At 62.2% G+C, this 23,987-nt stretch carries 26 protein-coding genes; 16 read left to right on the forward strand and 10 right to left on the reverse strand.

What is annotated here, in order from left to right:
- The first annotated feature begins 123 nt into the window (after positions 1 to 123).
- From NLY36_RS29095 to NLY36_RS29110, 4 genes are all read left to right on the forward strand, one after another.
- Positions 124 to 1,023 carry a hypothetical protein gene (locus NLY36_RS29095; protein WP_023689607.1) on the forward strand — a complete coding sequence of 300 codons (900 nt, stop codon included), beginning with the start codon at positions 124 to 126 and terminating at the stop codon, positions 1,021 to 1,023.
- Positions 1,024 to 1,392: 369 nt separating this feature from the next.
- Positions 1,393 to 2,310, forward strand: coding sequence for a right-handed parallel beta-helix repeat-containing protein (locus NLY36_RS29100; RefSeq protein WP_023713078.1), 918 nt, complete (start codon positions 1,393 to 1,395; stop codon positions 2,308 to 2,310).
- Between the two features lie 433 nt (positions 2,311 to 2,743).
- Positions 2,744 to 3,709, forward strand: a complete 966-nt coding sequence (locus NLY36_RS29105) for a right-handed parallel beta-helix repeat-containing protein (RefSeq protein WP_023698007.1) — start codon at positions 2,744 to 2,746, stop codon at positions 3,707 to 3,709.
- A gap of 161 nt (positions 3,710 to 3,870) precedes the next feature.
- A complete protein-coding gene (locus NLY36_RS29110) occupies positions 3,871 to 4,473 on the forward strand; it encodes a YqhG/Tai3 family protein (protein ID WP_023736395.1) in 603 nt (200 codons plus the stop codon).
- On the opposite strand, the gene NLY36_RS29115 is transcribed toward NLY36_RS29110, so the two are convergent.
- Together NLY36_RS29115 and queF are read right to left on the reverse strand one after the other, a co-directional pair.
- Positions 4,451 to 4,732, reverse strand: a complete 282-nt coding sequence (locus tag NLY36_RS29115; protein WP_156933235.1) for a hypothetical protein — start codon at positions 4,730 to 4,732, stop codon at positions 4,451 to 4,453. The genes NLY36_RS29110 and NLY36_RS29115 overlap by 23 nt on opposite strands.
- Positions 4,733 to 4,768: 36 nt before the next feature.
- Complete coding sequence (queF, locus tag NLY36_RS29120) at positions 4,769 to 5,230, reverse strand: preQ(1) synthase (protein WP_023736396.1); 462 nt, start codon at positions 5,228 to 5,230, stop codon at positions 4,769 to 4,771.
- A gap of 139 nt (positions 5,231 to 5,369) precedes the next feature.
- Here queF and NLY36_RS29125 point away from each other — a divergent pair, with 139 nt between their 5' ends.
- Positions 5,370 to 7,415 carry an oxidoreductase gene (locus tag NLY36_RS29125; RefSeq protein ID WP_023730498.1) on the forward strand — a complete coding sequence of 682 codons (2,046 nt, stop codon included), beginning with the start codon at positions 5,370 to 5,372 and terminating at the stop codon, positions 7,413 to 7,415.
- A gap of 220 nt (positions 7,416 to 7,635) precedes the next feature.
- Here the strand turns inward: NLY36_RS29125 and NLY36_RS29130 are convergent, their stop codons facing one another.
- A complete protein-coding gene (locus NLY36_RS29130; RefSeq protein WP_023682929.1) occupies positions 7,636 to 8,043 on the reverse strand; it encodes a hypothetical protein in 408 nt (135 codons plus the stop codon).
- 192 nt (positions 8,044 to 8,235) lie between these two features.
- Between NLY36_RS29130 and NLY36_RS29135 the strand changes: the two genes are divergently transcribed.
- Positions 8,236 to 8,640, forward strand: coding sequence for a MarR family winged helix-turn-helix transcriptional regulator (locus NLY36_RS29135; RefSeq protein ID WP_023672921.1), 405 nt, complete (start codon positions 8,236 to 8,238; stop codon positions 8,638 to 8,640).
- 21 nt (positions 8,641 to 8,661) lie between these two features.
- Here NLY36_RS29135 and NLY36_RS29140 read toward each other — a convergent pair whose 3' ends face one another.
- A complete protein-coding gene (locus NLY36_RS29140; protein WP_023672920.1) occupies positions 8,662 to 10,728 on the reverse strand; it encodes a putative bifunctional diguanylate cyclase/phosphodiesterase in 2,067 nt (688 codons plus the stop codon).
- Positions 10,729 to 11,038: 310 nt separating this feature from the next.
- Here NLY36_RS29140 and NLY36_RS29145 point away from each other — a divergent pair, with 310 nt between their 5' ends.
- Positions 11,039 to 12,226: a glycine C-acetyltransferase gene (locus NLY36_RS29145; protein WP_023736397.1), complete on the forward strand. Its 1,188-nt coding sequence runs from the start codon at positions 11,039 to 11,041 to the stop codon at positions 12,224 to 12,226.
- A gap of 169 nt (positions 12,227 to 12,395) precedes the next feature.
- A complete protein-coding gene (gene tdh / locus NLY36_RS29150; protein WP_023672918.1) occupies positions 12,396 to 13,430 on the forward strand; it encodes an L-threonine 3-dehydrogenase in 1,035 nt (344 codons plus the stop codon).
- Positions 13,431 to 13,656: 226 nt separating this feature from the next.
- Here tdh and NLY36_RS29155 read toward each other — a convergent pair whose 3' ends face one another.
- Positions 13,657 to 14,091 carry a MarR family winged helix-turn-helix transcriptional regulator gene (locus tag NLY36_RS29155; protein WP_286461607.1) on the reverse strand — a complete coding sequence of 145 codons (435 nt, stop codon included), beginning with the start codon at positions 14,089 to 14,091 and terminating at the stop codon, positions 13,657 to 13,659.
- 124 nt (positions 14,092 to 14,215) lie between these two features.
- Between NLY36_RS29155 and hmgA the strand changes: the two genes are divergently transcribed.
- Genes hmgA through NLY36_RS29185 form a run of 6 tightly spaced genes read left to right on the forward strand, consistent with a single transcriptional unit; the run spans position 14,216 to position 18,590 of the window.
- Positions 14,216 to 15,529: a homogentisate 1,2-dioxygenase gene (gene hmgA, locus NLY36_RS29160; RefSeq protein ID WP_023736398.1), complete on the forward strand. Its 1,314-nt coding sequence runs from the start codon at positions 14,216 to 14,218 to the stop codon at positions 15,527 to 15,529.
- 10 nt (positions 15,530 to 15,539) lie between these two features.
- Entirely contained in the window at positions 15,540 to 16,427 is an 888-nt protein-coding gene (locus NLY36_RS29165) for an MBL fold metallo-hydrolase (RefSeq protein WP_023736399.1), read from the forward strand.
- A complete protein-coding gene (locus tag NLY36_RS29170) occupies positions 16,424 to 17,437 on the forward strand; it encodes a fumarylacetoacetate hydrolase family protein (protein WP_023736400.1) in 1,014 nt (337 codons plus the stop codon). Before NLY36_RS29165 ends, NLY36_RS29170 begins: the two co-directional genes overlap by 4 nt.
- A 14-nt stretch (positions 17,438 to 17,451) precedes the next feature.
- Positions 17,452 to 17,748, forward strand: a complete 297-nt coding sequence (locus NLY36_RS29175) for a hypothetical protein (RefSeq protein ID WP_023724856.1) — start codon at positions 17,452 to 17,454, stop codon at positions 17,746 to 17,748.
- 7 nt (positions 17,749 to 17,755) lie between these two features.
- Positions 17,756 to 18,052, forward strand: a complete 297-nt coding sequence (locus tag NLY36_RS29180) for a hypothetical protein (protein WP_023698017.1) — start codon at positions 17,756 to 17,758, stop codon at positions 18,050 to 18,052.
- 1 nt (position 18,053) lies between these two features.
- Positions 18,054 to 18,590, forward strand: coding sequence for a DinB family protein (locus NLY36_RS29185; protein ID WP_023698018.1), 537 nt, complete (start codon positions 18,054 to 18,056; stop codon positions 18,588 to 18,590).
- A 3-nt stretch (positions 18,591 to 18,593) separates the two neighbouring features.
- On the opposite strand, the gene NLY36_RS29190 is transcribed toward NLY36_RS29185, so the two are convergent.
- On the reverse strand, positions 18,594 to 18,818 hold the full coding sequence (locus NLY36_RS29190; RefSeq protein WP_023698019.1) for a type II toxin-antitoxin system Phd/YefM family antitoxin: 225 nt from the start codon (positions 18,816 to 18,818) through the stop codon (positions 18,594 to 18,596).
- 65 nt (positions 18,819 to 18,883) lie between these two features.
- Positions 18,884 to 19,999 carry a 4-hydroxyphenylpyruvate dioxygenase gene (gene hppD / locus NLY36_RS29195; RefSeq protein ID WP_023698020.1) on the reverse strand — a complete coding sequence of 372 codons (1,116 nt, stop codon included), beginning with the start codon at positions 19,997 to 19,999 and terminating at the stop codon, positions 18,884 to 18,886.
- Positions 20,000 to 20,138: 139 nt separating this feature from the next.
- Here hppD and NLY36_RS29200 point away from each other — a divergent pair, with 139 nt between their 5' ends.
- Complete coding sequence (locus NLY36_RS29200) at positions 20,139 to 20,606, forward strand: Lrp/AsnC family transcriptional regulator (RefSeq protein WP_023698021.1); 468 nt, start codon at positions 20,139 to 20,141, stop codon at positions 20,604 to 20,606.
- Between the two features lie 224 nt (positions 20,607 to 20,830).
- On the opposite strand, the gene NLY36_RS29205 is transcribed toward NLY36_RS29200, so the two are convergent.
- Positions 20,831 to 21,169, reverse strand: a complete 339-nt coding sequence (locus tag NLY36_RS29205; protein ID WP_023672907.1) for a protein tyrosine phosphatase family protein — start codon at positions 21,167 to 21,169, stop codon at positions 20,831 to 20,833.
- A 207-nt stretch (positions 21,170 to 21,376) separates the two neighbouring features.
- Between NLY36_RS29205 and NLY36_RS29210 the strand changes: the two genes are divergently transcribed.
- A complete protein-coding gene (locus tag NLY36_RS29210) occupies positions 21,377 to 21,721 on the forward strand; it encodes a RidA family protein (RefSeq protein ID WP_023672906.1) in 345 nt (114 codons plus the stop codon).
- Positions 21,722 to 21,890: 169 nt separating this feature from the next.
- Here NLY36_RS29210 and hutC read toward each other — a convergent pair whose 3' ends face one another.
- Positions 21,891 to 22,631, reverse strand: coding sequence for a histidine utilization transcriptional repressor HutC (gene hutC / locus NLY36_RS29215; protein ID WP_023698022.1), 741 nt, complete (start codon positions 22,629 to 22,631; stop codon positions 21,891 to 21,893).
- Complete coding sequence (locus tag NLY36_RS29220) at positions 22,628 to 23,980, reverse strand: formimidoylglutamate deiminase (RefSeq protein ID WP_023736401.1); 1,353 nt, start codon at positions 23,978 to 23,980, stop codon at positions 22,628 to 22,630. The genes hutC and NLY36_RS29220 overlap by 4 nt, the downstream gene beginning before the upstream one ends.
- Positions 23,981 to 23,987 lie beyond the last annotated feature (7 nt).

The following is a 23,987-nucleotide window of genomic DNA, read 5'->3' on the forward strand; positions in this document are numbered from 1 at the left end:
ATATAAGTCAATAGTCCGCCCCGCCAAGGGTTGCGACAATTTGACTCGATACCCTAACAGGAGGCTAAAGCCAAATCGATATTTGTCCTTGACGCTAAGCATAAAAGTTCACATATTAGGCGAATGAACAAGCTGCCTCTCAAAACCCGCGTCCAAATCCTCACCATGCTTTGCGAGGGTTCTTCGATGCGCTCAATCTCCCGCGTTGCCGATGTGTCGATCAACACCGTGTCCAAGCTGTTGGTCGATGCTGGCAAGTTCTGTGCCGAACTGCACGACAGCGAAGTGCGCAACGTCGCTTCCAAGCGCGTCCAGTGCGATGAAATCTGGTCGTTTGTCGGCGCGAAGGCAAAGAACGTTTCGGCCATGAAGCAGCCGGTTGACCGCGCTGGCGACGTGTGGACTTGGACCGCCCTGGACAGCGACAGCAAGCTTATCATTTCCTGGCTGGTCGGCGGTCGCGACGGCGAATATGCGCTGGCCTTCATGGACGACGTGAAGGACCGTCTTGCCAACCGCGTCCAGCTTACGACGGACGGCCACCGCGCCTATCTCAATGCGGTCGAGGAAGCCTTTGGAGCGGATATCGATTACGCCATGCTCATCAAGCAATACGGTGAGCCGGAAGGCAAGAAGACCTCGCCAGAGCGCCGCTATAGCCCGGCTGTCTGCACTGGCGCGACCAAGACGCGGATTGCAGGCAATCCCGATCCGGTGCACGTCAGCACGTCGCATATCGAACGCGCCAATCTCACTATGCGCATGGCAAATCGCCGCTTCACGCGCCTTACCAATGCGTTCTCAAAGAAGTTCGAAAACCATGTCCACATGGTCGCCATTTACACCGTCTGGTACAACTTCATCAAAATGCACAAGACGCTGAAAATGACGCCGGCAATGGCCGCTGGCGTTTCCAGGACGCTCTGGTCGATGGACGATCTCTGCGAGAAGATGGACGCCGTTGCGCCGAAGCCCGGAAAGCGTGGCCCTTACAAAAAGTCAGCGGCCGAAATTTCAAACTGAGACACTACCCTGAATTGTCGCGGCTTGCCGAATCGTGCAACGGTCAGCATCCTGGGTCAGTGATTGTTTTCATGCTGTAACGGCGGTCTCTCAGCGCGACAGCCATAAAATTGCTAAGCAAAATATCGTAACATCTTTTGTGATGGTCGCTATATTTTACGGCGATTCAGCATTATTTTGCGGTTGCAGAAAAGCCGGATCCAGAAACAGTTGCATCCGCACGGCCGGTCACATCAGTAGTTGCTTTTTTAGATGTAGCGGGGTATGTTTCCTTGCTCGGCTGCAAGTATTAACTTGCTCAAAATTTGGAGGGTGGGGCATATGAAATCGATCACATATCTATTGTCATCAATTCTAGTTGCAATTGTAGTGGCTTGTCTTGCCACGCCGGCGTCCGCACAGGCGACCCGGACATGGGTTTCCGGTGTTGGCGACGACGCCAATCCGTGCAGCCGTACCGCACCTTGCAAGACCTTCGCCGGTGCGATCTCGAAAACCGCCGCCGGCGGCGAAATCAATTGCATCGATCCAGGCGGCTTCGGCGGGGTGACCATCACCAAATCCATGACGATCGCCTGCGAGGACGTTGAGGCGGGCGTGTTGAATGCGTCGGTGAATGGCATCATCGTCAACGCGTTGGCGACCGACATCATCGTTCTGCGCGGTCTCGATATCGACAGCGCGACGGCTGGGCCAGGTCTCAATGGAATCCGGTTTCTTGCCGGCGCCGCCTTGCATGTCGAGGATTGCGTCATTCGCGACAACACGGCTGCGGCGCCGAACGGCAACGGCATTTTGTTCGCACCGTCGGGCACAGCCGAACTTTATGTCAGCAACTCGTTCATCACCGGCAACAATGACGGCATTCATATCCAGCCGACCGCCGGCGGCGTTGCCAAGGTCATCATTGAGAACTCGACCATTGACAACAACAACCTGGCCGGTGTGAAGGCTGACGGCACAAGCAACACGGGCGGCTCCAACACGACGATCGTGAACAGCAGCGTGTCGGGCAACACCAACGCCGGCATCAGCATATTCAATCCGGCTGGTGGGCCGGTGATCAGCATGATGGTTGACGGCGTTGCCGTCGCCAATAACGGCGTGGTCGGCGGGCTGCGTGTCGATGGCGCCAACGCAACCATCCGCGTCGGCCGCTCGACCATCTCCGGCAATGGCACCGGCACGGTCATCGTCAACGGCGGGTTGATCTCGTCTTACGGCACCAACCAGCTCAACGGCAACACTGCTGACGGCCCCAATCCGCCAACCATCGCGCTGAAATAGCTGCAGGGGTTAACTGTTGATAGCAACGCTTGGCGCGGCAACACCGCGCCAAGTGCATTTTATGGCTGGACGCGCAACCAGTTTGAATGACCGGGCGGGTCCCGGAGTACTGCCACCAGTCCTCTCTGTCGTTGTCGACTGCCAGTCCTGATGACATGATCTCGAGGCAGGACCACGCGAAGTAGGGCGTGGCTGACAGCCAGATTACAAGACGACCGAAATCGATGTCTTGCCAAGGGCGCCCGATTTGTCGGTCCGCTCCACCGGGCTGTCAGTGAGACCATCGCAATCTTCGCGGGGATCGCTTTTGCCGGCCGAGAAACAGAGCCGATTTCAGATTGAATTGTGGTCTAGTTGCTCTTTTGGCTGTGGTGTGTTAGATTTCTATTGCATATCTGCAATAGTAGTTGTTTTCCATTGAGGGGGTGAGAAGATGAATAAAATTGTATACATGGTATCTTCTATTTTAATCGCCATGGTGATGGCTTGTCTTGCCACGCCGGCGTCCGCGCAGGCGCCCCGGACGTGGGTTTCCGGCGTTGGCGACGACGTCAATCCGTGCAGCCGCACCGCACCTTGTAAGACTTTCGCCGGCGCGATTTCGAAAACGGCTGCCGGCGGCGAAATCAATTGCGTCGACCCGGGCGGCTTTGGCGCGGTGACGATCACCAAGTCGATAACGATCGCTTGCGAGGACGTCGAGGCAGGCATATCGAATGCGGGGACGCAAGTGACCATCAACGCGTTGGCGACCGACGTCGTCGTTCTGCGAGGTCTCGATATCGACACAGCGACGGCATCGCCTGGAATCAATGGCGTCCGCTTTCTCGTCGGCGCCGCCTTGCACATCGAGGATTGCGTCATTCGTGGCAACAGCTCTGCGGCGCCGAACGGCAACGGCATCCTGTTCGCACCGTCGGGCGCGTCCGAACTCTATATCACCAACAGCTTCATCACCGGCAACGGCGCGGACGGCGTTCATATCCAGCCGACCGCAGCCGGCGTTGCCAAGGTCATCATCGAGAACTCGACGATCGAGAACAACAACCTGGCCGGCGTGAAGGCTGACGGCACCAGCAACACGGGCGGCTCCAACACGACGATCGTGGATAGCAGCGTGTCGGGCAACACGAATGCCGGCATCAGCATCCTGAATCCGGTCGGCGGGCCTGCGATCAACATCATGGTTGACGGCGTTGCCGTGGCCAACAACGGAGCGGCAGGCGGCCTGCGTGCCGACGGCGCCAACGCGACCATCCGGGTCGGCAGATCGACGATCTCCGGTAATACGACGGGCACGGCCATCGTTAATGGCGGTGTCATATCGTCCTATGGCACCAATCAGCTCAACGGCAACACGGCTGACGGTCCGAACCCGCCAACCATTGCGCAGAAATAGGGTTTGCGGATTGCAGCGCTTCGCGCGGGAACCACCCGGGCGAAGCAAGCAATCGAGGGCTTGTTAGCTTCCTCAAAGTCTGCATCTTTGCCGCCAGGCGCCGATGACATGGCTGAACGTTTCGGCCGGTATGTGACTGATCGGGCCTGGAGTGATGCGTGATGGCCCATAGCCGTCTTCCGACTTTGTTGACTGTATGCCTGCTGGCAGGATTGAACACGGCTGCCGCTCAAGGGCTGCTCGGTCCGCCACCTGCAAATGCCCCGGCCGAGATAGTGCCGGGCGGCGCAGCACCGCCGGCAAATCCACCCGGGACAGCGGTGGAACCGGCGACACCGCCGGTTGGGTGGCCGCCGGCCGAGCCGGCCGCGCCCGTCCTGGCGGGCTCGCCGACGGCTGTGGTCAAGCCGTTCTACGAACATCTCGGACTGGAGCTCGATCCGACCCAGCGCAAGAACTTCGTCGACCCGGCCAAGACCGTACTCGACAAGAGCGACGCGTTGCGCAAATCCGGGCAGGGCGAATGCCTCGACCCCAACATGGCGCTCGACAATGCCGATTACGACAAGCTTGCGATCGACAAGAGCCTGAAGAGCATCGAGGCCGTCAATGGTGATCAGGCCAAGGTGGTGGTCGCCTTCGTCGTCGAAGGCAACCAGCACCGGCTGGAGTGGAAGCTGAAGAAGGTCGACGGCGACTGGAAGATATCCGATCTGCTTTCGGTGACCGGTGAATGGGCGCTCAGCCAGTATCAGTGCGAATAAGCCGCCGATTGTTTCCGGGTGGTCGGCAATGAAGCTTCGCGTTTTGCTCGCGATCGCGTTGGTCGGGTTGGGCGCTGCCGGCTGCGGCCTCGACTGGCACATCGGCACGATGCTGATCGCCCGCGCGCCTTGGCAAGCTTTGGCGGCTCCCGGCGATTTGCCCGTCGAGCGCGTCGTGCTCGACCAGCCCGGCGCTCCTGATCTGGTCGGCTGGGCGGCTGATCGAAAGGGCAGCTGCGGCGCGGTCGTACTGCTGCATGGGCGCGGCGCCAAGCCGCCTATGGCTGACGTCAGTTCAGCCACGGCCGCGATAGGGAGCAACGGCGGTGTCGGGCAACCAGGCGCCTTCGGGCGGAGCGCCGGTCTGCCAGAAGACATCGATCGGAATGCCGCCGCGCGGATACCAATAGCCGCCTATGCGCAACCACAGCGGCTTCGTTGCCGCCACAATGCGGCGGCCGATCATCACCGTGCAGTCTTCATGGAAAGCGCCATGGTTGCGAAACGAAGTCAAAAACAGTTTGAGCGACTTCGATTCCACAAGGGTGGCATCGGGTGCGTAGTCGATGACGATATGAGCGAAATCCGGCTGTCCGGTTACCGGGCAGAGCGAGGTGAATTCCGGGCAGGTGAAGCGCACCATCGCCGGCGGTCCGTCGCCGCGCTGGAACGGCACGGTCTCCAGGACCGCGGTCTCCGGGCTCTGTGGCGTCTCGACGTGGGCGCCGAGCTGGGTGAGGGTTTTGGTATCGATCATCGTGGTTTTCCTGGGGATTTCCGCGCTCATTAGCATCGGATCAAAAAGTGTGCAGCGATTTTCGGATAAATTCGATGCTCAAGACAAGAACTGGAGCAGCGCGCGCTGCTCCGACACAAACTGGAATGGCAGGAAGATGATGACCAGCAACGACCCGCTTCTCCAGCCTTACCAGCTCAAACACCTGACGCTGAAGAACAGGGTGATGTCGACCAGCCACGAGCCGGCCTATTCAGAGGACGGCATGCCGAAACAGCGCTACCGGCTCTACCATGCCGAAAAGGCCAAGGGCGGCATGGCGCTGACCATGACGGCGGGCTCGGCCATCGTCTCGCGCGACAGCCCGGCCGCCTTTGGCAATCTGCATGTCTATGACGACCGCATCGTGCCGTGGCTGGCCGAACTGGCGGACGCCTGCCACGAGCATGACTGCAAGGTGATGATCCAGATCACCCATCTTGGTCGCCGCACCGGCTGGAACAAGGCCGACTGGCTGCCGGTGCTGTCGGCCTCGCCGGTGCGTGAGCCGGCGCACCGCGCGTTCCCGAAAACCATCGAGGACTGGGACATCGAGCGCATCGTCGCCGACTATGCGTCCGCTGCGCAGCGCTGCCAGGCGGCCGGCCTCGACGGCATCGAGTTCGAATCCTACGGCCATCTGATGGACGGCTTCTGGTCGCCGGCCACAAACCATCGCGACGACGAGTTCGGCGGTTCGCTCGACAACCGGCTGCGCTTCACCGACATGGTGCTGGACGCCGTGCGGGCTGCCGTCGATGAAAAGTTCATCGTCGGCATCCGCATGGTCGCCGATGAGGACTTTGACAAAGGCCTGTCGAAGGCCGAGGGCGTCGAGATCGCGAGACGGCTCGCCAATTCTGGCAAGGTCGATTTCCTGAACATCATCCGCGGCTCGATCGAAAGCGACGCGGCGCTCACCAAGGTTATCCCGGTGACCGGCATGCGCTCTTCGCCGCATCTCGATTTCGCCGGCGAGGTGAGGGCGGCAACAAAATTTCCGACCTTCCATGCGGCGCGGATTTCCGATGTCGCCACGGCGCGCCACGCCATCGCGACCGGCAAGCTCGATATGGTCGGCATGACCCGCGCCCATATCGCCGACCCGCACATCATCAAGAAGGTCATGGAAGGTCGCGAGCACGAGATCCGGCCTTGCGTCGGCGCCACCTATTGCCTCGATCGTATCTATGAAGGCGGCGAGGCGCTGTGCGTCCACAATGCCGCGACCGGCCGCGAGGCCGAGATTCCGCATATCATCCTGAAGACCGAAGGGCCCAGGCGGAACGTCGTTGTCGTTGGCGCTGGCGCTGGCGGGCTCGAGGCAGCTCGCGTGATGGCCGAACGCGGCCATCATGTCACGGTGCTTGAAGCCTCCGGTCAGGCCGGCGGCCAGGTTCGGCTGGCAACGCAGAACCCGCGCCGCAAGGAGTTGATCGGCATCATCGACTGGCGGCTGGCCGAACTCGACCGGCTCGGCGTCGGGATCCGCTACGATACATGGGCCGAGCAGGACGATGTGCTGGCGCTGTCGCCCGATGTGGTGGTGATCGCCACCGGCGGCCTGCCGCAGAACCCGCCGCTGACATCAGGCGACAATCTCGTCACGTCGAGCTGGGACATCATGGCCGGCAGCGTCAAGCCGGCGGAGAACGTGCTGCTCTTCGACGACAATGGCGGCCATCAGGGCATGGGCGCGGCGGAGCTGATCGCCAATGCCGGTTCGAAGCTGGAGCTGGTTTCGCCGGAGCGCTTCTTCGCCCCCGAAATGGGCGGCATGAACCACGTGCCCTATATGCGCGCCTTCCAGGAGAAGGGCGTCACCATCACCATCAACACCAGGCTGCGCTCGGTACGGCGCGAGGGCAACCAGCTGGTCGCCGAACTCGCCTCCGACTTTGCCGATGGCTGGCGTGGCGAAAGGCGGGTCGACCAGGTGGTGGTCGAGCACGGCACGGCGCCGCTCGACGATCTCTATCTCCAGCTGAAACCGCTGTCGAAGAATGGTGGCGCGGTCGACTATGAGCGGCTGGTCGGCGGCGGCGATATTTTTCCTTCACGCAATCCCGAAGGCGGCTTCGTGCTGTTGCGCATCGGCGATGCGGTCGCCTCGCGCAACATCCATGCCGCCATCTATGACGGCATCAGGTTCGGCTTGCGGGTTTGAGCCTACAAGCCGGCCTACGGCTTGTTCCAAAGCTCGATCTCACCCTTCCGGCGGGCGCAACTCGATCGATCAAAGTGATGGGTGGCGCGCAGCCAAACCTCTGTGCGGAGAGCCACCTTGCACATCCGTCCGAACTGCGCGCCGCGTACGCTACCAGCCGAGAGCCAGGCGACGCACGATGCGGAATGGTCTTCAACCGGGAGGCGACGTGCGGCAGGGCTCAAATCATCCTGGCGGTCGCCATGCAAAGCACGGTGAGCACCAGCAGCCAGGCGGCGATGCGCTCGCCGCGGGCCATTTTGGTGCGCAGCGCCGCTTCCGTTGCGACGTCCGCGCCGGCAAGCTGCCGGCTGGTCTTGCGGACGACGACGCTGAGAACGCCGGCAGCGGCGAAGGCGGCCAGGATGCCTAGCGCCAGCACCATTTCCATCGAGCCGAAATAGGCGCCGTGGAAGAAATACCAGAGCAGGGCGCCGGTCACGAACACCATGCCGGCCGAGCCCATTTGCGGTCCGATAAAGCGCTCCGCCCTGATCTCGGGGTCGCGGGCAAGCGTGATGGTGGTGCCGGCCCAGAACACACCGGCCATGACGTGAAGGCCGATAACGACGATGTAGACATATTGCATGACCGCTTCCTCCTTGCCCGCCGCCCGTCCTCGGATCCCTGTCGAATGCAGGATGATACGAACTCGGTAGATCGACACGCATGATAGTTAGGTATCAAATGGTTCGATGTCAATGTATAATGCCGCGTTCCATCGCTCGGCGCCTTGTTCTACTGTCGGCGCATGACTCCCTTTGACCGTCCGCCAATCGGCATGAATCTCGCGCGCACCTCCAAGCTGGTGGCGCAGGCATTTGACGCCGCTTTGGTCGAGGCCGGGGGCACGCTGCCGGTGTGGCTGACCTTGCTTTCGGTCAAGTCGAGCGAGCTTGCCAACCAACGCGAACTTGCCGGCATGATCGGCATCCAGGGCGCCACGCTCACCCACCATCTCAACGCCATGGAGGCGCAAGGCTTGCTGACGCGCCGCCGCGATCCGGACAACCGCCGGGTTCATCTGGTCGAACTGACGCAGGCGGGCGAAACGATGTTCCTGAAGCTGCGGGCGGCGGCTCTCATCTTCGACAAGCGGCTGCGCGCGGGATTGCCGGACGACAGGCTGGCGGAGTTCGCCGAGGTGCTGGCGGCATTGCGGGCGAATGTCGCGCCGGCCAAATGACCGGCACCGGTGGGCAATAGTCTAGGCTAAATTGCCCTGAAGCACCTTCAGCTTGGCTTTCTTCGGGCTGCGCGCCAGCAGCCATTCGCGCGCTTTGTCCTGCGGCATCGGGAAGGCGATGGAATAGCCCTGCACCTGATCGCAGCCGATTGCCATAAGCGAATCGAGCTCGGCTTCGGTTTCCGCGCCCTCGGCGACGATCGAAATGCCGAGACCGCGCGCCAGCTCGGTGATGGCGCGCACGATCTTGGTGTTGTCGCCATTCTCGTTGATGTTCTGGACGAAGCGGCGGTCGATCTTCAGCCGGTCGATCTCGTTGGGATTGACGTGGCTGAGCGAGGCATAGCCGGTGCCGAAATCGTCGAGCTCAAGATGGACGCCGGCAGCGCGGATGTGGCGCAGCTTCGCCGCGATGCCCGTCTTCTCGTCGTCGAGAATGACGGATTCGACGATTTCCAGCGACAGTTTCTGCGGAGCAAGGCCGGCCTTTTCCAGCGTCGCGAACAGGAAGCGGTCGAAGTCGGGTTCGCGCAGCTCGGTGCCGGACACGTTGACGGCAAGCCGGCCGAAAGCGATGCCGGCGCGATCCCATTCGGCTGCTTGCTCGATCGCCTTGGTAAAGACGATGCGGCCGATCTCGGGCATGAAGCCGCATTTTTCGGCGACCGGAATGAACTCGCCCGGCGCAATCATGCCGCGCTCGGCATGCTTCCAGCGCACCAGCGCCTCGATGCCGCTGATGGCGCCGTTGCTCAGCGACACCTGCGGCTGGAAATAGACTTGGAAGGCGTTCTCCGAAATCGCGACCTTGATGTCGTGCTCGAGCTGCTTGCGGTAGTCTAGCTCGCGCCTGAGTTCCTCGGAGAAGAACGAGAAGCTGCCGCCGCCGAGCTTTTTGGCGGAATAGAGCGCGAGGTCGGCGTGGACGAGCAGATCCTCGGCATTGTCGGCGTCGATGGGATAGACGGCAATGCCGGCGCTGGCCCCTGGAAGGATGGTCGTGCCCTGGAAGGTAATCGGCTCGTTGATCTCCTCTAGGATGCGCCGGGCCAGCATGTTGATGTCCTCGGGGCCGCCGGCGCCATTGAGGATCATCACGAATTCGTCGCCGCCAAGGCGCGCGCAGAGATCCGACGCACGGCAGGAATCGCGCATGCGCTGCGCGGTGACGACCAGCACATAGTCGCCGGCGGCGTGGCCGAGTGTGTCGTTGATCTGCTTGAACCGGTCGAGGTCGAGCTGGATGACCGCCAGCCTCTCGCGCCGGCGATGCGCGCCCTTGATCAGCGTTTCGAAGTGGTCGGTCAGGAAGGTGCGGTTGTGCAGGCCGGTCAGCCCGTCATGTACGGCGATGAAGGCCATCGAGTTGCGGGCATCGACAAGCTCGTGCGTCTTGCGCAGGATCGCCTTCGACATCGGCCGGAAGATGAAAAGCGCCACCAGGACGATGACGCCGATGGTGGCGTAGAACAAGGTGCGATGGAGATCGAGGAGCTTTTCCGACCGCTCGTCTGCGAATGCGGCGATGCGTTGGCCGAGCGCGGCATAACCCGACAGCGTCGCATTGGCGACGGAAGCATCGAGATTGACGCGCTCGCCGCCGCCCTTGTAGGCGGCATTGCCGGAGAGCTGGGATTCGAAGGACGAGATCAGCCTTTCGCCATTGGCGACCAGCCCGACCGAGAAATAGTCGAGGTGGAACGGCTTGCCGTAAAGCACGCTCTCGATCGACTTTGGATCGGACAATGCCGGTGACAGTGGGTCGGCTCCCGTCTGTTTGAGCAGCAGGTCGTAGTTCGTCTCGAACTCGGCGGTCGCCTGTTTCAGCGCGGCAACCAGGGCCGGCTGCTTGTCACGCGCGGCGGAGCCGGTTGCGCTGGTCAAAAAGACAATACGCTGCGACAGCGCCTTCTGGGTGCTGACGATGTCGAGCAGAGTATGGTTGTGCTGTTGCGCCGCCATCATCTGCTGCAGCAGGATGAAGGAGGCCATCACCATGGCGGCGATGATCAGCAGCGCCAGCCAGTAGCCGCTCTTGATCAGCAGGATGAGTTTGCCCGAGACGGTTTGCGCCGGCTGCTGCGACATATTCTAGGTGACCCCTCGGTCGACGGATTTCTGCCACTGATTCGTGGCGAGAAGACCATTGGCTTGAAAGGGTTAACAGGTCTGGAAGCCGGCGGAACTGTTGCTTCGGCAGTAAACGAAAGCTGCCGAGATGGTTATCATGTTCTTTCGCGGCATAGCCGTATTCGCGTGCCTGCTACTCCAGCATGCGGGCCATGCGATCGGGTCGCGCCAGGGTTGAGCCCGCCGTGCCACCGAAACGGTCGCTTTTGCGATGGATTTTTAGTGCGCGTAGCGCGACAGTCGCGCCAATCTCAACAGGACCTGATCCATGAGCGCGGCATTCCTCTCCCATATCGACAACGAACTGCAAGGGCTGAAATCCGCCGGGCTCTACAAATCCGAGCGGGTGATCACCTCGACCCAGTCGGCTGAGATCGAAGTCGGCGGCGACAAGGTGCTGAATTTCTGCGCCAACAACTATCTCGGCCTCGCCGACAGCTCAGAATTGCGCGATGCAGCCAAAGGCGCGCTCGACCGCTACGGCTACGGCATGGCCTCGGTGCGCTTCATCTGCGGCACGCAGGAAGAGCACAAGCAGCTTGAATCAACGATTTCATCATTCCTCGGCATGGACGACACCATCCTCTACGGCTCCTGCTTCGACGCCAATGGCGGCCTGTTCGAGACACTGCTCGGCGAGGATGATGCGATCATTTCCGATGCGCTGAACCATGCCTCGATCATCGACGGTGTGCGGCTGTCGAAGGCCAAGCGTTTCCGCTACGCCAACAACGACATGGCCGATCTCGAAGCCCGGCTGAAGGAGGCGAAAGACTGCCGCTTCCGCCTGATCGCCACCGACGGTGTGTTCTCCATGGATGGCATCATCGCCAATCTTAAAGGCGTCTGCGACCTCGCGGAAAAATACGACGCCATGGTCATGGTCGACGACAGCCATGCCGTCGGCATCGTCGGCAAGAACGGCCGCGGCTCGGCCGAGCATTGCGGCGTCGAGGGCAGGGTGGATATCATCACCGGCACGCTCGGCAAGGCGCTCGGCGGCGCCTCCGGCGGCTACACCTCCGGCAAAAGCCAGGTCGTGGACTGGCTGCGCCAGCGTTCGCGGCCTTATCTCTTCTCCAACACGCTGATGCCGGCAATTGCCGGCGCTTCCATCAAGGTGTTCGAGCTGATCCGCAATGGCGACGCCCTGCGCGAACGCCTCTATGCCAATGCGGCGCGCTTTCGCTCCGAAATGGGCAAGCTCGGCTTCACGCTGGCCGGCGCCGATCATCCGATCATTCCGGTGATGCTGGGCGATGCGAGCCTGGCGCAGGAAATGGCGGCGCGCATGCTGAAGCGCGGCATCTATGTCATCGGCTTTTCGTTCCCGGTGGTGCCGAAAGGCCAGGCGCGCATCCGCACCCAGATGTCGGCGGCGCATTCCACCGCCGACATCGACCGCGCCGTGGCAGCATTCGCGGCGGTCGGCAAGGAACTGGGCGTGATTGGCTGAGAGTTTTACCCTCCCCCTTTGTGGGGAGGGTCGACTTTCGACCGCTTGCGAAGCAAGCGGGCGGGAGGCGGGGTGGGGGTCTGCAGGGTCACGACCTCCGCCAGTTTTTGACCCCCACCCGGCCCTTCGGGCCACCCTCCCCACAAGGGGGAGGGTAAGGAGTTGTAGCATGTCGAACATGATGAAGGCGCTGGTGAAGGCCAAGGCTGAACCGGGCATCTGGATGGAAGAGGTGCCGGTGCCGGAGATCGGCCCTAACGACGTGCTGATCAAGGTCAAGAAGACGGCGATCTGCGGCACCGACGTCCACATCTACAATTGGGACCAGTGGGCGCAGAAGACCGTGCCGGTGCCGATGGTGACCGGCCATGAATTCGTCGGCACGGTGGCCGATTTCGGCGCTGCGGTCACCGAATACAAGGTCGGCCAGCGTGTCTCCGGCGAAGGTCACATCGTCTGCGGCCATTGCCGCAATTGCCGCGCCGGCAGGGGGCATCTCTGCCGTAACACGCTCGGCGTCGGCGTCAACCGCCCCGGCGCCTTCGGCGAATATCTGGCGATCCCGCAGCACAATGTCGTGCCGATCCCCGACGATGTGCCCGACGAGATCGCCGCGATCTTCGATCCCCTGGGCAATGCCGTCCACACCGCTCTGTCCTTCGACCTGGTCGGTGAAGACGTTCTGGTCACCGGCGCCGGGCCGATCGGCATCATGGGCGCGCTCGTTGCCCAATGTGTGGGGGCGCGAAAAGTCGTCATCACCGACATCAACCCGGTGCGGCTGGCGCTGGCCAAAAAGCTCGGCGTCCAGCATGTCGTCGATGCCTCGAAGGAAAAACTGCGCGACGTTATGCCGGCGCTGGGCATGACCGAGGGTTTTGACGTCGGCCTCGAAATGTCGGGCGCCGCGCCCGCCTTTCGCGACATGATCGACACCATGAACAATGGCGGCAAGATCGCCATTCTCGGCATCGCGCCGACCGGCTTCGAGATCGACTGGAACAAGGTCATCTTCAAGATGCTTCATCTCAAGGGCATTTACGGGCGCGAGATGTTCGAGACCTGGTACAAAATGATCGCGCTGGTGCAAGGCCCGCTGGATGTCAGCGGGCTCATCACGCATCGGATCGGTATCGATGATTTCCAGACAGGGTTCGATGCTATGCGCAGTGGCAGTTCGGGTAAGGTGGTGATGGATTGGTGAGGGTGCGGCTGAGCGCTATCCGCTGGAAATGTCGGCGCGAGGCATCCCCCTCTGGCCTGCCGGCCATCTCCCCTGCAAGGAGGGAGATTGGCAGCTTTGACGCCTCGCCAACCTCTGCAACATTGGAGATTGGCGAAAGCCTTCGCGACATCTGATCTCCCCCCTTGCGGGGGAGATGTCCGGCAGGACAGAGGGGGGTGTGAAGGATCACGGCGGAGCAGATTCTTTATTCACCCAACGCTCCCTCCAGCGCCGCCACGCCGCTCACAATCGCTGTCCGCTCCTCTGTGCTCAACCTCTCCAGCAACTCCCGTTCAAAGGCTTTCGCCAGCGGCACCATCTCGCGATAGGCGGCCAGTCCCGCCTTGGTCAGCGCCAAATGCTCCACACGCCGATCATTCTCGTCCGGCGTGCGCGTCAGCCAGCGCCGCCGCTCAAGCTCCGCCACCGCCCGCGAAACCTTGGTCTTGTGCATGGCCGACTGCTCGCCGAGCGCCGTCGCGGTCATCGTGCCGCGCTGTCCGAGCCCTGACAGCGTGCGCCATTCCGGCCGCGTCAGGCCGTGGCGGTCGCGGTAGATTTTTGAAAATTCTCGGCTGACAGCGTCGGCCAGCCGGTAAAGCCGGTAGGGCAGGAAATTTTCGAGTTCGAGGGTTTCCATATGCGCACCGTGGATGCGGCATCAGCCGTTGATAGTTACATTTTCGATGGTTACAAATGAAACCAGTTTGGTCAACATCGCCGGCAGGCCGCGCTTCGCGGCGGTCGGGATCAGGGAGGATCGGATGGAATTTTCCTACATGCCGGGGTTCGGCAATGATTTTGAGACCGAAACGCTGCCCGGCTCGCTGCCGCAAGGGCGCAATTCCCCGCAGCGGCCGGCTTACGGACTTTATGCCGAGCAGCTCTCGGGCTCGCCCTTCACCGCCCCGCGCGGCACCAATGAGCGCTCCTGGCTCTACCGCATCCGGCCGAGCGTAAAACACACCGGCCGCTTCAAGGCGGCGAGCTATCCCCTGTGGAAGACCGCTCCCAATGTCGGCGACCACGAACTGGCGCTCGGCCAGTACCGCTGGAACCCGGTGCCGATGCCGAGTGAGCCGACCGACTTCATCGCCGGCATGCGCACCATCACCACCGCCGGAGATGTGCTGGGCCAAAGCGGCATGGCCGCGCATGTCTATGTCGCCAGCCGATCGATGGTCGACGATCATTTCTTCAATGCCGATGGCGAGTTGCTGATCGTCCCCCAGGTCGGCGCCTTGCGCTTCGTCACCGAGATGGGTGTCATCGAGCTGCGACCCGGTGAGATCGCCGTTTTGCCGCGCGGGCTGGTGTTCAAGGTCGAGCTCATCGACAAGGAAGTGCGCGGCTATGTCTGCGAGAACTACGGCGCCAAGCTGACGCTGCCCGACCGCGGCCCGATTGGCGCCAACTGCCTGGCCAACCCACGCGACTTCAAGACGCCCAGCGCCTGGTTCGAGGAGAAGGAGACGCCGTGCCGGCTGACGGTGAAATGGTGCGGCAATTTCAACGTCACCGAGATCGGCCATTCGCCGCTCGACGTCGTCGCCTGGCACGGCAACTATGCGCCCTACAAATATGATCTGGCGACGTTTTCGCCGGTCGGCGCCATCCTGTTCGACCATCCCGATCCGTCGATCTTCACCGTGCTGACGGCGCCGAGCGGCGAGGAGGGCACCGCCAATATCGACTTCGTCATCTTCCCGCCGCGCTGGCTGGTGGCGGAAGACACGTTCCGGCCGCCCTGGTACCACCGCAACATCATGAGCGAGTTCATGGGCCTGATTCATGGCCAGTACGACGCCAAGGAAGAAGGCTTCGTGCCCGGCGGCATCAGCCTGCACAATCTGATGCTGGCCCACGGCCCCGACGCACCTGGCTTCGAAAAGGCCTCGCGCTCGGAGCTGAAACCGGTCAAGCTCGACAACACCATGGCCTTCATGTTCGAGACCCGATTCCCGCAAATGCTCACCCGCTACGGCGCCGAGCTTGAAACGAGGCAGGACAATTACATCGATTGCTGGACCGATCTGAAGAAGCGTTTCAACGGCACGCCGGAGGGCGACTGGTCTTGAGATCAGCCCGATGAACGACCGGCTGGTGCTTCTCGGCTCGAAAGGCGGCCCGGCGCTGCGGCCGGGCGGGCCGTGGCCGAGTTCGTCGCTGCTGGAACTGGGCGGGCGAACCATCGTCGTCGATTGCGGGCTCGGCGTCACGCGTGGCCTGGTCGATTCCGCCGTCAGCCTGAAGGCGCTCGACCTGATCTTCGTCACCCATCTGCATTCCGATCATGTGCTGGAACTGGGGGCGCTGCTCCACACCGCCTGGACCGCCGGTCTGGCCAATCCGGTGACGTTGTTCGGACCGCCCGGCACCGGCCACTACTGGCGGCGCTTCTGCCAGGCGATGGAGTTCGACATCGAGATCCGAATCGTCGACGAAGGCAGGCCGGACATCCGCGAAATGGTTTCGATCGTGGAATTCGGCGAGGGCGAGATTTTTGCGCAGCGCGGCCTGAAGGTCTCGGCACTGCGCGTCGACCATCCGCCGGTGACCGACTGTTTCGCGCTGCGCTTCGAGCATGGTGCGAATAGCGTCGTGTTCTCGGCCGACACAGCCTTCTTTCCGCCGCTCGCAGGCTTTGCCCGAAATGCCGACATTCTCGTCCATGAGGCCATGCTGGAAGAAGGCATCGAGCGGCTGGTCGCCAGGACCGGCAATGGCGCGCGGCTGAAAGAGCATCTGCTTGCCAGCCACTCATTTGCCGAGCAGGCAGGCCGCATCGCCAGCGATGCCGGGGTGAAGAGGCTGGTGCTCAACCACCTCATTCCGGCCGATGATCCCGAGATCGGCGAGGCCGACTGGGAGGCTGCTGTCAGGAAATCGTGGGTGGGTGACTTGACGATTGCCCGCGACGGCCTTGTTGTGAACTTAGACGGCGCCAAAGCCGCATCAGGAGAGGAAACCGCATGAAGCTTGCCACATTGAGGGACGGGACGCGCGACGGAAAGCTTGTCGTCGTCTCGCGCGACCTGACGCGCTTCACCGACGCCTCGTTCCTGGCGCGCACGCTGCAGGCCGCACTCGACGACTGGCAGCGGATTTCGCCGCACCTGGCGACGATCGCCGAATCGCTGGAGAACAATGCGGTGCCGTCGGCACGCTTCCATGAGCATGACGCCCATTCGCCGCTGCCGCGCGCCTATCAATGGGCCGATGGTTCTGCCTATGTGAACCACGTCGAGCTGGTGCGCAAAGCCCGCGGCGCCGAGACGCCGGCAAGCTTCTGGACCGATCCGCTGATCTATCAGGGTGGCTCGGATTCCTTTATCGCGCCGCGCGAGCCGATCCGCGCGGCGGACGAAGCCTTCGGCATCGACATGGAGGCGGAGGTCGCCGTCGTCGTCGACGATGTGCCGATGGGCGCCAGCCTCGACCAGGCGCGCGCTGCGATCCGGCTGGTCATGCTGGTCAATGATGTGACGCTGCGCGCGCTCACCGGACCCGAACTCGCCAAGGGGTTTGGCTTCTTCCAGTCGAAGCCGTCCTCGGCTTTTTCGCCGGTGGCGGTGACGCCGGACGAACTCGGCGACGCCTGGGATGGCGGCAAGGTCAACCTGCCTCTGCTCGCCGACGTCAACGGCAAGCCGTTCGGCCGTGCCAATGCCGGCGTCGACATGACCTTCGACTTCCCGGCGCTGATTGCCCATGCCGCAAAGACACGGCCGCTGGTTGCCGGCACCATCATCGGTTCCGGCACCGTCTCCAACAAGCTGGATGGCGGGTCGGGCAAACCGGTGGCGGCCGGCGGCGCCGGCTATTCCTGCATTGCTGAACTGCGCATGATCGAGACCATTGAGTCTGGCGAGCCCAAGACGCCGTTCCTGCGCTTTGGCGATACAGTGCGTATCGAGATGAAGAATAAAAGCGGAAACTCGATCTTCGGCGCCATCGAGCAGAAGGTCGAGAAGTCCCAGGCATAAGAGGGGGCAATGCAATGACGGGCGAGGCGTTCTACCTGCTGGCCGGCGTCTGGGCGTTGGCCATTCTGGTGGTCTTCATCCAGGCGATCCGGCTGAGCTACCGCATCGAGGCGCGCTCGCCCGATCTGACCAACCGCAGCGGCTACCCGCGCAAGGCGATGATGTTCCACACCATCACCAACACCAATGTGGCGCGGGACGAGGAGACGCAGGCGACGCGGCGGCGCATGAACCGGCTTTTGCTGATTGTTGTCGCCGGCTTCGCGGTGATGGCGGCAGGCTTGTATCTGATGCGATCGACGGGAGCGTGAATGGCAGATGGCCTATACCGCTTCTTATCTTTGGTTTCTTGGGCTTTGCAGCGTCGCAACCGGCTGGCTTTTGATTTCCGCAATTCGGCTCTGCCGGCAGGTCGAGGATCGGTCTGAAAGGCTGCGTAATTTCAGCAGCGAGGCGCGCCTGCCGAGGCTTGTGTACGTCGCTTTGAACCGGGAAGTCGCAAGCGATGCAGGAACGCAAGAACTGCGCCGCGGTATGAACGTTCGTCTTCTGGGGATAGCTGCCATACTCGTCATTCTGAAGTTGGTGGACTTGGTCGGTTGGCCAAGCGCATAACATGGATATTCTCACCCACTTCAGCCGCATGGCCGGCAACAATCTCTGGTCGAATGACCGGCTCTACCGCGCTGTGCTTGCGCTGAAGCCCGGCGAATTCGAAGCCGAACGCACCAGCTTCTTCCCGTCGATCAAGGCAACGCTCAACCACATCCTTGCGGTCGATCATCTCTATCTCGATTTCCTTGAGGAGGGCGGCGTCGGCGCGGCCGCCCATGACGATTACGTGCCGTTCGATGACCCGCAGGCGCTGTTTGCCGCTCAGGTCGCGGCCGACCGGCGCCTGATCGCCTTTTGCGAGAAGCTGTCGGAGGCGGATCTCGACCGTCGGGTCATCACGGACCGGCGCGAGGACGGCATGATCCCCGAAAAGATCGGCGACATTCTCGCCCATGTCTTCCTGCACGACATCCACCATCGCGGCCAGGTTCACGCGATGCTCTCGGGCAGCTCGGTCGCGCCGCCGCAGCTGGACGAGTTTTTGCTCGATTATGATTTGAAGGTGAGGAAGGAAGAGGTCGAGCGGCTGGGCCTCTGACCTTTATCTGGTGTACTCGTTCCATTCAGGGCCGAGTTTGTCGAAATCGTCAGAAATCCAAATCTTGCCCTTCAGGGCACCTATGCGCGACAACAAGTCTTCTCGAACTGGTGGCACGAGCCGCGCCGCGATCTTGCCGTGACGAGTGATGACTATCTCCTCGCCGGCTTCCGCGCGGCCGACGAGTTCCGACAGTTTGGCCTTTGCTTCGGTTATGGAGACGTTCACGGCTCGACCTCTTGTGATCGGAACTTAGATCAAAGCCGATCGAGCCGCAAACGAGCTTACGGTTTTCACGCCGCCTTGCCATCGACCTTGATCACGCCGCGCTTGATCTGGTCCTGCTCGATCGACTCGAACAGCGCGCGGAAATTGCCTTCGCCAAAACCTTCGTCGCCCTTCCTCTGGATGAATTCGAAGAAGATCGGGCCGATCACGGTTTTGGAGAATATCTGCAGCAGGATCTTGGTCATGCCGCCGTCGACCACGCCTTCGCCGTCGATCAGGATGCCGTGCTTCTTCATCCGCTCGATCGGCTCGTCATGCCCGTTCACTCTGTTGTACGACATGTCGTAGTAGGTCTCCGGCGGACCGGGCATGAACTTCAGCCCGTTGTCGGCAAGCTTGTCGGTGGCGGCGTAGATGTCGTCGGTGCCGACAGCGATATGCTGGATGCCTTCGCCATTGTACTTCTTCAGATACTCGGCGATCTGGCTGGTGTCGTCCTTGGACTCGTTCAGCGGGATACGGATCTTGCCGCAGGGCGAGGTGATGGCGCGGCTGACGAGGCCGGTGATCTTGCCGTCGATGTCGAAGAAATGGATCTGCTTGAAGCCGAACAATTCGCGATAAAAGTCCCACCATTTGTCCATCTGGCCGCGATAGACATTGTGGGTGAGGTGGTCGAGGAAATAGAAGCCGACGCCTTGGGGCCGCGGGTCGCGTTCGCCCAGCCACTCGAACTCGGCATCATAGGCCGAGCCCTTCTTGCCATAGGCTTCGATGAAATAGAGCAGTGAGCCGCCAATGCCGACAATGGCCGGCGCGTCGAGCGCCTTGTCGTCGCCTTCATAGGGCGTCGCGCCTTTCGACACCGCATGGTCGAATGCGTGCTTGGCATCGACAACACGCCAGGCCATCGAGGCGGCGCAAGGGCCGTGTTTGTCGACGAACTTCATCGCATGCGAGCCCGGCTCGGCATTGACGACATAGTTGATATCGCCCTGGCGCCAGACGGTGATGTCCTTCGTGCGGTGCTTGGCCACCGCGACATAGCCCATGCGGGTGAACAGTTCGGCTAGCTTCTGCGGCTCCGCATGCGCGAACTCGACGAACTCGAAACCGTCGGTGCCGGCGGGGTTTTCCTTGCTGATCTTTGCGGGCGGGGCGTCGTGCGGGAAGGGACCCATGGCATTCCTCCAAACGGATGGTGGCCGCATCGGACCACGAGATGACGCATGATAGTGCGAAGCGACCGCACGGTGCTTGCATTCAAACGCTTGAAATGATCATCTCGTGCGTAATTCATGCATGATTGGAGATGAATCGATGAATGAAGCGCGCATCGATCAATTTGACCGCAAGATAATGGCTCTCTTGCAGGGCGACGCGCGGCTCACCAACAACGATCTCTCGGAGCGCGTGAACCTGTCGGCATCGCAATGCTCACGCCGCCGCCAGCGGCTGGAGGAAGACGGCTACATCAAGGGCTATCGCGCCGTGCTCGACCGCGACAAGCTCGGCTTCTCGCTGGTCAACGTCATCTCGGTGACGCTCGCCACCCATAACCGCGACAATGCCAGGCGCTTCGGCGAGCTGCTGGCGCGGCTGCCGGAGGTGCAGGAGGCGCACGCGCTGACCGGCGAGATGGATTATATCTTGAAGGTGGTGACGCCCGATCTCAAATCATTGTCGGAATTCGTCAACGGCGTGCTGTTGCCGCACGACTCCGTGCAGCATGTAAAGACGGCGATCGTGCTGGAGACGCTGAAGGAGACCGGGGCGCTGCCGATCTAGTTTGAGAGAGTTTCAGTTGATACGTCGGCGGGACAGCACCCCCCTCTGGCCTGCCGGCCATCTCCCCCGCAAGGAGGGAGATCAGCAGCTTTGTCGATAGCGCTCATCCTGCAACGTCGGCGATTGGCGAAAAGCGAAGGCGACATCCGATCTCCCCCCTTGCGGGGGAGATGATGTCCGGCAGGACAGAGGGGGGTGTGAGGGATCGCCAGCGCCTCAGATGCTCACCCCTTGGACTGCTGAATCAGCCCGTAGAGATTGGTGCAGCGCGCGCCCGAGCGGCAATAAGCAAACACCGGGCCTTCGAGCGCGTCGAGCGCTTCGGCCTGATCTTCGACATTCTCGGCTGTGATCTGGCCGCTGATTACCGGGATGTAGCGGAAGGCCAGCCCCGCGGCTTCGACCGCCGCCTTGACGCTGTCGGCCGAAGGCTGGTCGGGCTGCTCGTCATCCGGCCGGTTGCAGATCACGCTCTTGAAACCGGCTTCCTTGATGGCGGCGGCATCTTCGGGCTGGATCTGGCCCGAGACCGAATAGTCCTCGCTGATTTCGCGATATTCCATGGCTCTCATCCTCGCAATCTGGTTTGGCGCGAAGTCTTGCCACTCTCACACGAGGTCGGCAATCCGCGCCGGAAAGAAATCCCTCGGCGCAGATAGACATTTGCGGCCCAAGATCCAACCCAGGCTCAAGAGGTTTCGCGCTGTTGGCCTTGCCCGGAGGCGGCAGCGACTCTAAACAGGCGCACCGACAAACGAAGGAACCATCCAATGAGCATTCGTCGCATCGATGTTGGCCCGCGCATGAGCCAGATCGTCATCCACGGCAACACCGTCTATCTCGCCGGCCAGGTCGGAACGCCCGGCGCCAGCGTTGGCGAACAGACCAGGTCGATCCTCGCATCTATCGACGAACTGCTGGCCAAGGCCGGCACCGACAAGACCAAGATCCTGCAGGCGATCATCTGGCTGGCCGATATGGGCACCTTCGCCGAGATGAACAAGGAATGGGACAAGTGGGTCCCGCAAGGCAACACGCCCGCCCGCGCCACGGGTGAGGCCAAGCTTGCAGGGCCGGAATACACTGTCGAGATTATTGTTACGGCGGCGATTTAGAGCGCGGTGCCTTACCCTCCCACTCGAGGGGAGGGTCGGCGAGTAGTCGAAGCGAAGCGGAGACTGCGAGACGGGGTGGGGTCGGCGAGGCTGCACCGACCCCACCCCGCGTCACCAGTGCCGCCTTGCGGCACTTGCTCCGCGACCCTCCCCTCGAGGGGGAGGGTAATCACCCCTGCGAAGGCCTGAACCGCGCCACCAGCGTGTGGCTTTCCGCGGCATAAGTGAACCTCACCTGCGTCACCGGGTGCTCCGCGCTCCAGGTCCGGCGTTCGACCACCAGGCACGGTGCGCCGGTTGCGACGTCGAGGGCTTCGGCAATATGCCTGTCGGCCGCCACCGCGCGGATGCGGTGCTCGGCCTCACTCCATGGCACGCGGCCGATCAGCCAAGGGCCGGGGGCGATGTCGAGAAACTCCTCCTCGGCGGCTTCCGCGACGGCGGCGAGATTGATCAGCCGCTGTTCGTGCGCGAATGGCCGCTTGCCGGCGAAATGCCGGCATTCAAGCGCCAGCACCTGTCCGGCTGCGTCCAGTTCCAGCAAGGCGCGATCCTCGGCGCTGCTGCGCCTTTTCTGCCGCGCCAAGCGCTCGTAACGATAAGCCAGGCCAAGCGACTCAACCTCGATCCTGATGTCGTGGATTTCCAGCACCGCGGCCTGCGACTGCGGCTGGCGGACAAAGCTGCCCGAACGGCGACGGCGCTCGATCAGCCCGGCCTTGGCCAGTTGCGACAGCGCCTTGTTCACTGTCATGCGCGAGCAATTGTATTCGGCCGTCAACTCGTGCTCGAACGGGATGCGGTGACCCGGCGCCCAGGCGCCGGACATTATTTTCTCGCTGATGTCGGACAGGATGCGCTGGTGCAGCGAACCGCCGCCTTCCACAGCCGCTGTCTCTGATATGCTCATGCCGAAAGCGCCGTCATCACATGGCGAAAGCGCTCGGCGATCGTCTCACGCGCTGCATGCCGGCCGCCGCTGACCTGTTTTTTTCCGTGCACCCAGACGCAATCGACCTTGCCGCCATTGGCAAAGATCCAGGCGTCGAGGATCGCATCGCCACTTTTTCCGGCCAGCGAAGGATGGTTTTCGTCGAGGGAGACGAAATCAGCCGCGGCGCCGGCGGCGATCCGCGACGGGCCGGCGCCGAGTGCGGTGCTGCCGCCATCGAGGGCGGCGTCGAACAGAGCCCGCCCGGTCGAGCCGCCGGTCACCGCCAGCACATTGCGGGCGCGGTGTGCGAGGCGCTGCGAATATTCGAGCTGGCGCAATTCATCCGGCAGGCCGATCAGCACGTTGGAATCCGAGCCGACGCCGAAGCGGCCGCCATGTTCGATGAACAGAGGTGCTGAAAAGGTGCCGTCGCCGAGATTGGCCTCGGTGATCGGGCAAAGCCCGGCAATGGCGCCGCTTCTGGCCATGCCGGTTGTCTCAGCCTCGGTCATGTGGGTGGCGTGGATCAGGCACCAACGCTTGTCGATCCCGGCATTGGCGAGCAGCCATTCGACCGGTCGCGCACCCGACCACGCCAGGCAATCCTCGACCTCCTTCGCCTGCTCGGCGACGTGGATGTGGATCGGTCCGTCCGGCGCAATGGCGGCAACAGCGCTGAGTTCCTCCGGCGTCGCGGCGCGCAGGCTGTGCGGGGCGACGCCGACGACAGCCTGATTCAACGCACGAACCGATTCGCGGCTTTTCTCAAGCAAGCGTTCGAACCGATTCACATCGTTGATGAATCGCCGCTGGCCTTCGTTGGGCGCAGCGCCGCCGAAGGAGGAATGGGCATAAAATACCGGCAGCAGCGTCAGGCTGATCCCTGTTTCGTTGGCAGCGGCGGCGATCCGCTCCGCCATCTCGGCCAGGTTGGAATAGGGTGTTCCGTCGCGATCGTGGTGGAGATAATGAAACTCGCCGACGCGCGAGAACCCGGCCTCCAGCATCTCGACGTAAAGCTGTGCGGCGACCGCCTCGACCTGGTCCGGCGTCATCGACAGCGCGAAGCGGTACATCACCTCGCGCCAGCTCCAGAAGCTGTCGGCGGAGGGACCGCGCAGTTCGGCAAGCCCGGCCATGCCGCGCTGGAAGGCGTGGCTGTGCAGGTTCGGCATGCCGGGGACCAGAATGGCGTGGCGTTCGTCACCGCTCCGCGGCGACGTGTCGACTTCGACGGTTGCGATGCGACCGTCCGTGACGACGATCCGCACCTTGTCATGCCAGCCATCGGTCAGCAGCGCCTGTTCCGCAAAGATCGCCGTCACGTTTTTC

The sequence above is a fragment of the Mesorhizobium sp. C399B genome (assembly GCF_030323185.1).
In the GTDB taxonomy this organism is placed as follows: Bacteria; Pseudomonadota; Alphaproteobacteria; order Rhizobiales; family Rhizobiaceae; genus Mesorhizobium.

Bases quoted from the DNA above. Each gene is read 5' to 3' on its own strand.
- NLY36_RS29180 (WP_023698017.1), top strand. From the start codon at position 17,756: ATGGCCTATACCGCTTCTTATCTTTGGTTTCTTGGGCTTTGCAGCGTC.
- NLY36_RS29205 (WP_023672907.1), bottom strand. From the start codon at position 21,169: ATGGAATATCGCGAAATCAGCGAGGACTATTCGGTCTCGGGCCAGATC.
- NLY36_RS29105 (WP_023698007.1), top strand. From the start codon at position 2,744: ATGAATAAAATTGTATACATGGTATCTTCTATTTTAATCGCCATGGTG.
- NLY36_RS29175 (WP_023724856.1), top strand. From the start codon at position 17,452: ATGACGGGCGAGGCGTTCTACCTGCTGGCCGGCGTCTGGGCGTTGGCC.
- hppD (WP_023698020.1), bottom strand. From the start codon at position 19,999: ATGGGTCCCTTCCCGCACGACGCCCCGCCCGCAAAGATCAGCAAGGAA.
- NLY36_RS29200 (WP_023698021.1), top strand. From the start codon at position 20,139: ATGAATGAAGCGCGCATCGATCAATTTGACCGCAAGATAATGGCTCTC.
- NLY36_RS29095 (WP_023689607.1), top strand. From the start codon at position 124: ATGAACAAGCTGCCTCTCAAAACCCGCGTCCAAATCCTCACCATGCTT.
- NLY36_RS29110 (WP_023736395.1), top strand. From the start codon at position 3,871: ATGGCCCATAGCCGTCTTCCGACTTTGTTGACTGTATGCCTGCTGGCA.
- NLY36_RS29165 (WP_023736399.1), top strand. From the start codon at position 15,540: ATGAACGACCGGCTGGTGCTTCTCGGCTCGAAAGGCGGCCCGGCGCTG.
- NLY36_RS29125 (WP_023730498.1), top strand. From the start codon at position 5,370: ATGACCAGCAACGACCCGCTTCTCCAGCCTTACCAGCTCAAACACCTG.
- tdh (WP_023672918.1), top strand. From the start codon at position 12,396: ATGTCGAACATGATGAAGGCGCTGGTGAAGGCCAAGGCTGAACCGGGC.
- NLY36_RS29170 (WP_023736400.1), top strand. From the start codon at position 16,424: ATGAAGCTTGCCACATTGAGGGACGGGACGCGCGACGGAAAGCTTGTC.
- NLY36_RS29140 (WP_023672920.1), bottom strand. From the start codon at position 10,728: ATGTCGCAGCAGCCGGCGCAAACCGTCTCGGGCAAACTCATCCTGCTG.
- NLY36_RS29185 (WP_023698018.1), top strand. From the start codon at position 18,054: ATGGATATTCTCACCCACTTCAGCCGCATGGCCGGCAACAATCTCTGG.
- NLY36_RS29145 (WP_023736397.1), top strand. From the start codon at position 11,039: ATGAGCGCGGCATTCCTCTCCCATATCGACAACGAACTGCAAGGGCTG.
- NLY36_RS29210 (WP_023672906.1), top strand. From the start codon at position 21,377: ATGAGCATTCGTCGCATCGATGTTGGCCCGCGCATGAGCCAGATCGTC.
- NLY36_RS29130 (WP_023682929.1), bottom strand. From the start codon at position 8,043: ATGCAATATGTCTACATCGTCGTTATCGGCCTTCACGTCATGGCCGGT.
- hutC (WP_023698022.1), bottom strand. From the start codon at position 22,631: ATGAGCATATCAGAGACAGCGGCTGTGGAAGGCGGCGGTTCGCTGCAC.
- queF (WP_023736396.1), bottom strand. From the start codon at position 5,230: ATGATCGATACCAAAACCCTCACCCAGCTCGGCGCCCACGTCGAGACG.
- NLY36_RS29155 (WP_286461607.1), bottom strand. From the start codon at position 14,091: ATGGAAACCCTCGAACTCGAAAATTTCCTGCCCTACCGGCTTTACCGG.
- NLY36_RS29115 (WP_156933235.1), bottom strand. From the start codon at position 4,732: ATGCAGCAGTACGACCGCGCCGCAGCTGCCCTTTCGATCAGCCGCCCA.
- NLY36_RS29135 (WP_023672921.1), top strand. From the start codon at position 8,236: ATGAATCTCGCGCGCACCTCCAAGCTGGTGGCGCAGGCATTTGACGCC.
- hmgA (WP_023736398.1), top strand. From the start codon at position 14,216: ATGGAATTTTCCTACATGCCGGGGTTCGGCAATGATTTTGAGACCGAA.